Genomic DNA, 9,598 nt, shown 5'->3' with positions numbered 1-9,598 from the left:
AGGTTTTGCAACAGGGGGGGTTGTTGCTAGGAACTCGGTTGATTTAAAAACACATTTTCTGCGACTCGTCACTACCGAGTTCGACGCGGCTTCCTCGATTCCATCCCCGCGCTGCGCAACCGGGAGGCGATCATCTGCGGCGAGGGCGTCGCCGTGCCGATCCGCGTCGCGCTCGACAATCTGGAGGAAGCGCGGCGTCCGGCCTCGGGCGATCCGAGCTTCACCGAACTCTGGCGCCAGTCCGGCGGCGAAACCGACATTCTCGACCGCACCATCACCCGCTGGCGCAGTCAGGGCCGGTAAGCGCCCTCAGCCTGCCGGAACGATACGGCCGGCAGGCTCGCTCTCTGCATTAATGCTTTCGCGGCACTCTTCCTCGTTCACCGGGACGAGCAGCTTCGCTTTGCGCCAGCCGCCCTGCCAATAGACCAGCCCGGCCAGCAGGAAGGATGCGATCGATCCCGCCGGAAAGCTCAGCCACAGCGCATCCGCGCCCAGATGCGGATAACCCAGATGGTAGAAGCCGAGGCGCACGACGAAGAGGGTAAAGATCAGGATCAGCAGCGGCTTTACGACCACCCCGTTGGCCCGCATGACCCCGAACAGGATCATGGTGCAGCCAAACAGCATGAAGCTCCAGCTCGCCAGCAGCTGCATATGCCACGCAGCCTCGATCGCGGCATGATTGCGGCCCAGGAACAGCGACAGCAGCGGCGCGTGAAACAACAGGATCACCACGACCATGAAGCCGGTGATCAGCAGCAGATAGCCCATGCCATAGCCCGTGATCCGGCTGATCCGGTCCCACCGGCCCGCACCGACATTTTGCGCCGCCATGGCGCTGACCGCCGCCCCCATCGCCATGGCGGGCATCTGCAAATAGGTCCAGATCTGCTGCGCCGCGCCATAGGCGGCGGTGACGAGAAAGCCTTCCCGGTTGACGAGGCCGATCATCACCAGTCCGGACGTCGACATGACGATCATCTGCAAGCCCATCGGGAGCCCCTTGCCGAACAGCACGCGCAGCTGGTCCATGGTCGGGCGCAGATAGGCCAGTTCCACCCCCCGAAGCCGCAGCGGCAAATCCTTGGCATAGGTGTAGAGAATGATGCCGATCAGGCTGATGAAGCCCGCCGCCGCGGTGGCGGCCGCCGAACCGCCAATCCCCATCGCCGGGATCGGTCCCAGCCCAAGGATCAGCACCGGGTTCAGCACCAGATCGACGCCCACGCTCACGAACATGAAGATCAGCGGCGTGCGCGCATCCCCCGTGCCGCGCAAGCCCATCATCATCATGACGCTCAGCAGCGAGGCGGGCATGGCGATGAAGATCACCCGCAAATAGGTGAGCGCCAGATCGAACGCCTCCGCCGGGGTGGCCAGCAGGCGCAGCAGGACAGGCGCGCCGATCCAGCCCGCCGTCGCCACCACCACGCCCAGCAGGGTGCAAAAGCCCACCGCCGATCCGAAGGCCCGGCGCGCAGCGTCGAAATCCCCCCGCCCGACCGCCTGAGCGATCATCACCGTCGACGCCATGCCGAATCCGAACACGACGGAGAACATAAGGAACATGGTAATGTTCGCGTTCGCCGTCGCCGCCAGCGCCTGCGCGCCCAGAAAGCGGCCGACCCAGATGGCGTTGATCGATCCGTTCAGCGACTGGAGGATGTTGGAGGCCAGCGTCGGGATCGCGAACAGCAGCAGGGTCGAAGCGATCGGCCCCTGCGTCAGATCCTTTGCCCCGCCCGTTCCAGTGACCATCCTCACCACCCCTTGCGAATCGGAGACCAGCCGATCAGGCGAGCCGTTCCAGCGCCGCTTTCAACCGTTCCGCTTCGGCCGCCTTCTCGGCATGATCCTCCCGCGCCTTGGCGACGGCTTCGGGCTTGGCCTTCTCGACGAAGCTGGGATTGGAGAGACGCCCGGAGAGCGAATCGCGTTCCTTCTCCGCCGCAGCCAGCGCCTTGGCCAGACGCGCCTTTTCGGCGGCGATGTCGATCACCCCTTCCAGCGGCAGGATGAACGTGGCTTCGTCGACGACGATCTGCGCCGCGCCGCCCGCCACCGTGTCGCCAAAGGACAGGCTTTCCACCCGGCCGAGACGTGCAAGGGCGGCGCCCTGACGGTCGATGCGGCGGCGGGTTTCCTCGGACGCGTCATGGACGATGACGGGCAGCTTCGCGCCCGGCGGCACGTTGAGTTCGGTCCGGGCGGTGCGCATTGCGCTGATCAGGCGGATCAGCCAGTCGATCTCCGCCTGAGCCTCGCCGTCGACGGCATAGAGCGCCTGCGGCCAGCGCGCGACGATCAGTTCCGTCTCGCGGATGCCGGTCAGATTCCATAACTCTTCGGTAATGAAAGGCATGAAGGGGTGCAGCATCACCAATATCTGGTCGAACGCCCAGCCCGCGACGGCACGGGTCTCCTCATCCATCGAACCCTTGGTCAGTTCGATATACCAGTCGCAAAACTGGTCCCAGACGAAGTGATAGATGGCGTTCGCCGCCGCGTCGAAGCGCAGTTCGGCCATGGCGGTGTCGATCGCCTGCACGGTCGCGACCGTCTCGGCGATGATCCAGCGGTTGACCGGCGCCTCCGCAGCGGGCGCTTCATGGCTGGTGGATGCGGTGACGCCGTTGGATTGCAGGAAGCGTGCTGCGTTCCAGAGCTTGGTCGCGAAGTTGCGATAGCCCTCGACCCGCTTCTCATCCATCTTCACGTCGCGGCCCTGGCTTTCCATGGCAGACATGAAGAAGCGCAGCGCATCCGCGCCGAACTTGTCGATCAGGCCCAGCGGATCGACGACATTGCCCTTGGACTTGGACATTTTCTGCCCGTCCGCCGCGCGCACCAGCCCGTGCAGATAGAGCTTGCGCCACGGCACATCGCCCATGAACTCGATGCCCTGCATCGCCATGCGCGCATCCCAGAAGAACAGGATGTCGAAACCGGAAATCAGCAGGTCATTGGGATAATGACGGCTCAGCGTCTCGCTCTGCTCCGGCCAGCCCAGCGTGCCGAAGGGCCAGAGCGCGGAGGAGAACCAGGTGTCGAGAACGTCAGGGTCGCGGGTCAGCGCCTTGTTGCCGGCCAGCGCCTGCGCTTCCTCCTCGCTCTCCGCGACATAGGGTTTGCCGTCCTCATCATACCAGGCCGGGATCTGATGCCCCCACCATAGCTGGCGCGACACGCACCAGGGCTGGATATTCTCCATCCAGTTGAAAAAGGTCTTTTCCCATGTCTTGGGCACGATCTCGATCCGCCCGTCGCGCACCGCCTGCATCGGCGCGACGGCGAGCTTCTCGGCGTCGACATACCATTGGTCGGTGAGCCACGGCTCGATCACCACGCCCGAACGATCGCCGAACGGCGTCTGGATGGTGCGCGGCTCCGCGTCGGATTCGATCTCCTCGCCTTCCTTGTTCTTGGTGACATGGGGCACCAGCAGGCCCAGCGCCTTCATCTCCGCCACGACCAGCTCGCGCGCGCCATCGACGCCATCGCGCCTGAAGCGATGCAGGCCAAGGAACCGATCCGGAATCAGCCCGTCGGCGGTCTGGATCACATTGGCGTCGGCATCGAACATGTTGAGCATTTCAGCCGGCCGGAAGCCCGCCCGCTTGCCCACTTCGAAATCGTTGAAGTCATGCCCCGGCGTGATCTTCACCGCACCCGACCCCAGCTCCGGATCGGCATAATCGTCGCCCACGATCCTGAACCGGCGCCCGGTGATCGGCTGGAGGATATCCTTGCCGATGACGTCCCTGTAGCGCGGATCGTCGGGATGCACCGCGACCGCCATGTCCGCCAGCATCGTCTCGGGCCGGGTGGTGGCGACAACGATATGGTCCGCGCCGTTGGCCAGCTTCACGCCGTCGGCCAGCGGATAGCGGAAGTGCCAGAAGCCGCCCTTCACTTCCTGCGTTTCGACCTCCAGGTCCGAAATCGCCGAGCGGAACCGCGGGTCCCAGTTCACCAGCCTTTTGTCGCGATAGAGCAGGCCGCGATGGTGCAGTTCCACGAACACCTTGATGACGGCCTTCGAAAAGCCTTCATCCATGGTGAAACGCTCATTGGCCCAGTCCATCGAGCAACCCAGCCGCCGCAGCTGCCGCGTGATCGCGCCGCCGCTCTCGGCCTTCCATTCCCAGACCTTCTCGATGAACTGGTCGCGGGTGTAATTGGTGCGCTTGTCCTGCCGCGCCTCCATCTGCCGCTCGACCACCATCTGGGTCGCAATGCCCGCATGGTCGGTGCCCACCACCCACAAGGCGTCCTTGCCGCGCAACCGTTCGTAACGGATCACGATGTCCTGCAGCGTATTGTCGAGCGCATGGCCGATATGGAGCGATCCCGTCACGTTCGGCGGCGGGTTGACGATGGTGAAGGGCTGGGCGTCCGGACGTTCGGGACGGAACAGGCCTTTGTCCTCCCAATGGGCATACCAGCGGGACTCGATTTCGGCGGGGTCGAAGGTCTTGGGCAATTCGGTCATAGGCTGGCCTTTACGCAAGGCGGCGGCGGCGTCAAATATCCGCTGCATCTTTCCCCCGTCGATGAGGCAAAAAAGCCATGACCCCACCCCAAAAGTCCCCGACCATCGTGCTGATCCCCGGCCTGATGAACGATGCTTGGGTCTGGCATGGCGTGATCGGCGCGCTGAGCCGTCTGGGCGCGGTCCATATCGCCCGCACCGACGGCTGCGATTCTCTTTCCGCCATGGCCGAACGGATCGCGCAGAGCGTCGGCGGCCCGATGGTGGTGATCGGCCATAGCATGGGCGGGCGGGTCGCGCTGGAACTGGCCGATCAGGCCGGGGATCGGATCATGGGGCTGGCGCTGCTCGATACCGGCGCTGGCGGTCCCCATGCGCAGGAGGCGGAGGGGCGACTGAAGCTGGTCGACCTCGCCCGCGCGGAAGGCATGGCAAGCGTCGCGAAAAGCTGGATGCCGCCGATGCTCGCGCCGGATCGGCGGGACGACGCAGAGCTGGTCGAGGGCATCACCGCGATGCTGCTCCGCGCCGACGCGGATATTTTCGCGGCCCAGCAGAACGCCCTGCTGAAGCGGCCGAATCGGCTGGATTTACTGGCAACAATCCAATGCCCCCTTCTCGCCGTCACCGGCAGCGAGGACCGATGGTCCCCGCCCGCCCAGCATCAGGAGATGGTCGATCGCACGCCCAACGCCCGGCTGGAGGTGGTGGAGGGCGCGGGGCACATGCTGCCGGTCGAAGCGCCTGAAAAGCTGGCGGAGATACTTATCAGCTTCATCAAAACGCTTTAGCGGCTTATTTCTTCGTCCACTGGTCCAGCCAGCCCAGCGCCTCGTCATACCATTGCAGCGAGTTGCGCGGCTTCAGGACCCAGTGATTCTCATCCGGGAAGACGAGCAGCTTCGACGGCACGCCCCGCCGCTGGAGCGCGGTGAAGGCCGCCAGGCCCTGCGTATAGGGGATGCGGAAATCCTTCTCGCCCGTTACCACCAGCATCGGCGTCTTCCAGCTGGTCACATGGTTGACGGGGTTCCATTTCTCGAACTCTTCCGGCTTTTCATAATAAGGCCCGCCATGCTCCCATTCGTCGAACCATAGCTCTTCCGTCTCATAAGCCATGGCGCGGGCGTCGAACACGCCGTCATGCTGAACGAGGCATTTGAAGCCGTCGGGCCAGTTGCCCGCGATCCAGTTCATCATATAGCCGCCATAGCTGGCCCCCAGCGCGCAGGCATTGCCCGCATCGACCTGGCCATCCCTTGCAGCCGCAGCCGCCAGTCCCAGCTTCAGATCCTCCAGCGGTTTCCCGCCCCAATCCCTGTTGATGCTGTCGACAAAGGCCTGCCCATAGCCGGTCGACCCATGGAAATCGACGATCACCGCCGCATAGCCATGGCTGGCAAAGGCCTTGGGATTCCAGCGATAGGACCAGCTGTCGTTGAAGCTGCCCTGCGGCCCGCCATGGACGAGAAAGGCGACCGGCAGCTTGCCGACCGCCCCCTTGGGCTTCACGATCTGCCCCCAGACGGTGTCGCCATTGGCGCCCTTGAAGCTGTAGCGCTGCACCGACACGTCATCGACCCCGGCCAGCTTCTCCGCATTGACGCTGGTGAGGCGCACCGGCTTGCCCCCCTTGCCCTTGCCGCCGGGCTGCTTCCAGAAATCAGCCGGCGACTGGATGCTGTCCAGCGCATAGACGAACCCGCCCTTGGGCAGCGGCACGACGCTGCCCGCATGGCCCGCCTGCGTCAGCCGCGCGACCTTGCCCGACGCCGCGTCCACCCGGAACACCGGATGGTCCAGCACATCGTCGGCGGTGACCAGAAGCCCCTTGCCGTCCGCCTCCCAGCCGATCGAGGCCACAGAACGGTCCCAGCCTTCGGTCAGCGCCCTGGTCTCGCCAGTCGCGATATTCCGCAGCATCAGCACCAGCCGGTCGCTTTCATAGCCGGGCCGCTTCATCGCCGCATAGGCAAGCCACTTCCCGTCCGGCGACACGGCGGGCATGGTGTCGGTCGCGTCATTGGCGTCGGTCAGGTTCACCGGCGGCGCACTGCCATCCGTCGGCACGCTGAAAATATCCAGATTGGTGGAAAGCGATTCGATCCGCCCTGCCTCGCGCAGCGCGAAGAACAGGGTCTTGCCGTCCGCGCTCCAGGCGATTTCCTCGCCCCCGCCAAAGGGCTTTGACGGGCTGTCCCCGACCAGCGCGCCCATCACCGATACGGCCTTTCCGCCGGAAAGCGGCATCACGAAAATCTGCGACCGCTGCCCGTCGGCCCATGTGTCCCAATGCCGCACGAACAGCTGTTCATAGGTGCGCCCCGTTCCCGCGGCCGGCGGCGTCGCGGGCTTCACATCGTCCAGCGTCTTCGCGCCCACCGGCCGGTCCGCCCAGAGCGCCACCCGGTCACCCGCCGGACTCAGCAGGAAGCCGGAAATGCCGCCGGGCGCCTGCGTCACCTGCTCCGCCGTGCCGCCGGCCAGGGCGACCCGCCACAACTGGTCGTCGCCGCTCTGGTTGGACAGGAAATAAAGCGACTTCCCATCCACCGAAAAGGCAGGCGCGCTTTCATTCCTGTCCGCGACCGAAGCGATCATGCGGGGCGCGGCGCCTGTCTTGCCGAGATCCAGCAGATACAGGTCCGTCCGCCCCTTGTTCCCGGCGAGGTCGGTCACGCGCAACTGATATGCCAGCCATCGCCCGTCCGGCGAAACCGCAGGCGCGGCTATGCGATTGAGACTGACCATATCGCTTGGAGTGAACGGGCGGGCTGCGGCGGGCGCGACGGACAGTCCGGCTTGAGCCAATGCAAGCGCACCCAGCCCCACATGCAGAAGATTTTTCATGAACAGACACCCCTGGATCGGATCGCGCCGCGGCATTCAGGCGGCCGCGGCAGCTATGATAAGGGTGTAGGAAGCGCTGCGACAACTCGCAAGGATCAACCATGCAAGCGCAATAAAAGAACAAAGCTCGATAAAAGGACGTTCACGACAAGGAGCCTGCGGGCGGAAGCGGGCAATCTGCTGCCGCTTGCCCGCGAATCGCCCTCAGCGGCCTGTGATACGCGCTATTTCCTTGGCGACCATGTCCTCAACCATTGCCGGCAGGCGCGAGTCCAACCATTCCTTCAACATCGGCTTCAGCATCGACCGGACCAGTCCGTCCAGCGTGTTGTCCTCGCCTTCCCTGGGCGTCACCAGCATGGAGGACAAGGCAGACAGCGAATGACGCGCAGCCACTTCGCTCTCCACCGAAAGGATGGACGCATCCTCCTGCTCTGCCACGGGGCGCGGGGCACGGGACGTTCGGTGGGCAGGCATAGGCTCCTCCACTGCAACCTCGTCGGTCAGTTCCAGCACTTCGTCGGTTTCAGGCTCGACCTCCGCCGGGGCGGCCACGGCCTGAGCGGCCTTGGTCTCGGCCCGTGCCCGGCGCGGCAAGGTCTGCACGGCCTCCTCGCCCTCTTCCGCGATGATCCGCTTGATGGACGAGAGGATGTCCTCCATCGAGGGTTCCTTGCTCATGTCGCCCATGGTTAACCCCTGTTCCAGTAGCCGTTGCCATTTTAGCAGAGGCTAGGAACGCTCTGCGAGGTTAAAATAGCGTTAAGGCTGCGCCAATGCGGGGTCCACATTGGCGTTTTGCGCCGGGGAGTCAACGGTTCGCGTCGATTGCAGCTTTGGCGCAGAATCGAAATCCCAATCGAACCACTTGCCCTTCACCCGGTCATAATTAACCATGGGGTCGTAGAGGGCACCCGCCTCCAGGTTGAGATCGTCCGCCTCGGCATGGCCCATCGACGCCAGCAGGCTGAAGCCGGCGACATAGGCATTGCGCCGCGCCGTCACCAGCTGGACCTTGGCGTTCACCGCTTCCTGTTCGGCGTTCAAAATGTCGAGGATGGTGCGGCTGCCGACCGAATTCTCCGCCCGCACGCCTTCCAGCGACAGGTTCGCTGCCTCCACCGCCTTCTGGTTCGACTGGATGCTCTCCAGCGACGCCTGCCAGCTCGCATAGGCCGAACGCGTCTGGGCGATGACCCCGCGCTCGACCTCGATTTCCTTTTCCATCGCCTGCGATTCGACGGCCTGCCGCTGGCGCACCTGCGCGCCCGGACCGCCGCCCTGATAAAGCGGAACATTGAGCTGGACGCCCGCCGCCGCCTGCTTGTTGATCTGCGATCCGTTGACGCTGTTCGCCGCGCTCAGCGTGTCGAGATAATTGGTGTAGCCCGCCTGGGTGAAGGCCGTCAGCCGGGGCATCACCGCTCCCTTGGCGGCTTTTACATCATAGCCCGTCGCCTCCCGGACTTTCGCCGCGGCTGCTATGTCGGGATTGTCCTTGAGCGCCACCTGCACCGCCGCTTCGGGCGTCGCAGGCAGACCCGGCAATTCGGGCGGCGGTTGAAGATCATCCGGCGCCTCGCCGACCAGCGCGATATAATTTTCGCGGCTCGCGATCAGATTCGCCTCCGCTGTCTGAAGATTGGAACGGGCCAGCGCCAGACGCGACTCGGACTGGGCGACATCGGTGCGGGTCAAGTCCCCTACCTCGAACCGATCGCTGGTTGCCTGAAGATTGACTTCAAGCGCCTTCACATTGGCCTGGTTGAGCGCCACCACCGCACTGTCGCGAATGACATCCATATAGGCGGCGACCACCTGCGAAAACAGGCTCGCTTCAGTGCCGCGCAGATCTGCCTGTCCGGCAGCGACGCGGGTCCTGGCCGCCTTCACGCTGTTGCGGACGGCGCCGCCGGAATAGAGCGGCACGGACAGCTGCGCATTGGCATCGACCGTTCGCTGCGGCGAGGTAAAGCTGATCGTCGGCTTCAAGATGCTTTCGGTGTAGGTGCCCGTCGCATCAAGCGAAGGCCGCCCGGAAGCCTTTTGAATCCCGACATTTTCGTCCGTCGCCCGCTGCCCGGCGCGCGCGCCGGTCAGGGTGGGATTTGTCCGATAGGCCTTGGCGAGCGCGCCCTGCAACGTTTCCGCCTGCACCGCGCCAGCCATGGCGGAGGAGATGAGCAGCAAAACCGATGCGGCGCAGCGCCGGAGAACTTGATGCCTTGCTGTCATGACCCCCCCAATGCGGCC

At 64.6% G+C, this 9,598-nt stretch carries 6 protein-coding genes and 1 pseudogene; 2 read left to right on the top strand and 5 right to left on the bottom strand.

Annotated elements, in window-relative coordinates:
• Positions 1-84 precede the first annotated feature (84 nt).
• Positions 85-303 (top strand): annotated as a pseudogene (locus tag ACFC3J_RS13295) (ATPase); the annotation flags it as partial.
• Positions 304-309: 6 nt separating this feature from the next.
• Here the strand turns inward: ACFC3J_RS13295 and ACFC3J_RS13290 are convergent.
• Positions 310-1,761 (bottom strand): MATE family efflux transporter, encoded by a 1,452-nt coding sequence (locus tag ACFC3J_RS13290; protein ID WP_375196643.1) that lies wholly within the window; start codon positions 1,759-1,761, stop codon positions 310-312.
• Positions 1,762-1,795: 34 nt separating this feature from the next.
• Positions 1,796-4,495 carry a valine--tRNA ligase gene (locus ACFC3J_RS13285; RefSeq protein WP_375196642.1) on the bottom strand — a complete coding sequence of 900 codons (2,700 nt, stop codon included), beginning with the start codon at positions 4,493-4,495 and terminating at the stop codon, positions 1,796-1,798.
• A 77-nt stretch (positions 4,496-4,572) separates the two neighbouring features.
• Between ACFC3J_RS13285 and ACFC3J_RS13280 the strand changes: the two genes are divergently transcribed.
• Positions 4,573-5,286, top strand: coding sequence for an alpha/beta fold hydrolase (locus tag ACFC3J_RS13280; protein ID WP_375196641.1), 714 nt, complete (start codon positions 4,573-4,575; stop codon positions 5,284-5,286).
• 4 nt (positions 5,287-5,290) lie between these two features.
• Here the strand turns inward: ACFC3J_RS13280 and ACFC3J_RS13275 are convergent, their stop codons facing one another.
• The 3 genes from ACFC3J_RS13275 to ACFC3J_RS13265 form a co-directional block, all read right to left on the bottom strand.
• A complete protein-coding gene (locus ACFC3J_RS13275) occupies positions 5,291-7,345 on the bottom strand; it encodes a prolyl oligopeptidase family serine peptidase (protein WP_375196640.1) in 2,055 nt (684 codons plus the stop codon).
• A gap of 204 nt (positions 7,346-7,549) precedes the next feature.
• Positions 7,550-8,035 (bottom strand): DUF2497 domain-containing protein, encoded by a 486-nt coding sequence (locus tag ACFC3J_RS13270; RefSeq protein WP_375196639.1) that lies wholly within the window; start codon positions 8,033-8,035, stop codon positions 7,550-7,552.
• 72 nt (positions 8,036-8,107) lie between these two features.
• Positions 8,108-9,580, bottom strand: a complete 1,473-nt coding sequence (locus ACFC3J_RS13265; protein WP_375196638.1) for a TolC family outer membrane protein — start codon at positions 9,578-9,580, stop codon at positions 8,108-8,110.
• Positions 9,581-9,598 lie beyond the last annotated feature (18 nt).

This window comes from Sphingobium sp. (assembly GCF_041987595.1).
Classification (GTDB): domain Bacteria; phylum Pseudomonadota; class Alphaproteobacteria; order Sphingomonadales; family Sphingomonadaceae; genus Sphingobium.
The sequence above is the reverse complement of the archived record's forward strand: the minus strand, read 5'-3'. Positions and strand labels throughout refer to the sequence as shown.

Excerpts from the sequence above, each read along its gene's own strand:
- ACFC3J_RS13290 (WP_375196643.1), bottom strand. The coding sequence starts at position 1,761 with ATGGTCACTGGAACGGGCGGGGCAAAGGATCTGACGCAGGGGCCGATC.
- ACFC3J_RS13280 (WP_375196641.1), top strand. The coding sequence starts at position 4,573 with ATGACCCCACCCCAAAAGTCCCCGACCATCGTGCTGATCCCCGGCCTG.
- ACFC3J_RS13270 (WP_375196639.1), bottom strand. The coding sequence starts at position 8,035 with ATGGGCGACATGAGCAAGGAACCCTCGATGGAGGACATCCTCTCGTCC.
- ACFC3J_RS13275 (WP_375196640.1), bottom strand. The coding sequence starts at position 7,345 with ATGAAAAATCTTCTGCATGTGGGGCTGGGTGCGCTTGCATTGGCTCAA.
- ACFC3J_RS13285 (WP_375196642.1), bottom strand. The coding sequence starts at position 4,495 with ATGACCGAATTGCCCAAGACCTTCGACCCCGCCGAAATCGAGTCCCGC.
- ACFC3J_RS13265 (WP_375196638.1), bottom strand. The coding sequence starts at position 9,580 with ATGACAGCAAGGCATCAAGTTCTCCGGCGCTGCGCCGCATCGGTTTTG.